General features: G+C 59.4%; 1 protein-coding gene. It reads right to left on the bottom strand.

The genetic code is table 11. The features are described 5' to 3' along the window. Nucleotides 1-952, bottom strand: a 952-nt coding sequence (locus VMT30_02310; GenBank protein ID HVQ43773.1) for an IS630 family transposase, incomplete at its 3' end; no start/stop codon positions are given. Nucleotides 953-1,273: the final 321 nt, after the last annotated feature.

The raw sequence follows: 1,273 nt of genomic DNA on the forward strand, positions 1-1,273 counted from the left end.
CACAAAAAAACGAACGGACTAGGCGAGGGTTGCGCTTGATTTTGGCGAGATCCTTCTCAACGCGGGCCTTGAGCTGCTCGTTCTGCTTGAGTGGCGTCTTGGTGACGCCACTCTGGCGCAAGTGGTTCCAAACGAACTCGTCGGGGTTCAGGTCCGGAGCGTAGCCAGGCAGGAAGTGCAGTTCGAGCTGGCCCTTGAGCGATTGCACGTAGGCGGCGACGATCTTGGCACGATGGGCAGGATGGCCGTCGAGCACGAGAAACACTGGTCGCCGCCGGCGACGCATGAAGGCTTTGAGCTTGCTGATGAACAGTTCGGCATTGAACTTACCGGTATAGACATCGTACCAGAAGGCGCCACTGGCATTGACCGCTGAAATGGCGTTGACGCGCTGGCGCTGACCACTAGTTGCCACGATCGGTGTCTCACCCTTGGCGCCCCAAGTGCGCTGCAAGGCCGCATCCGACCGCACGCCGGCCTCATCGATGAAGAAAATGTCCGCGCCCCGCCGCTTGGCGCGGGCCTTCAGCTTCGGATAGTCTTTCTCTTTCCACTTGGCGATCGCTACGGGATCGCGCTCGTAAGCGCGCCGCAACGGTTTTTGCGGCGTGATCTCGAGTGTGGCCAGGAGCCGACCTACAGCCGTTATGCTGAGCCTGTGCTTGAATTTCTCCTCCACCAGCTCGGCGACGATCCTACGCGTCCACAAACCGAAGTCGAACCCGTGTTGGCGCGGATCCTTGCCGCAGATCCAACGGCGCACCTGAAACTGTTGGCGCGCGCTCAAGGTCGGTGGCCGCCCCGTCGACGGGCGCGATTGAAGCGCCGTCTCACCGCCCTCCCCGTGCGCTCGTAGCCAAGGGTAGATTGTCGTGCGGCACAATCCATAGCTCTTCATCACCGCGCTTGGTGACTCTCCCTCGCGCACACGCTTCACCGCCATCCGCCGCATGGCTTCCGAAGTCTCGTGGCTCAATGTGCGTCCGTCGATTTTCACGAATCACACATTAGCACATCAATAGCTTGTGTAGGGCAAATTATGGACTAGTTAGTATGTTCAAATCGATGGCTCATGGGCGGGCATCAAGCCACAGCCGGAGCCAGGCCGAAACGTGGAGCCGGAGCACCGCTTACGACCAACTGGTAGAATTGTGCTTACTCGAAAAGTACAAAGCGGATTCGTCGCCGCACCAACCCGACCCTTTTCATTACCCGCCCCCATAGAGGAGAAGGCTCCAACAACCTTAGCCGGTGGAGGGGAACTCGAACACGT

The sequence above is a fragment of the Candidatus Saccharimonadia bacterium genome (genome assembly GCA_035544015.1).
Taxonomy (GTDB): Bacteria; Patescibacteriota; Saccharimonadia; order UBA4664; family UBA4664; genus UBA5169.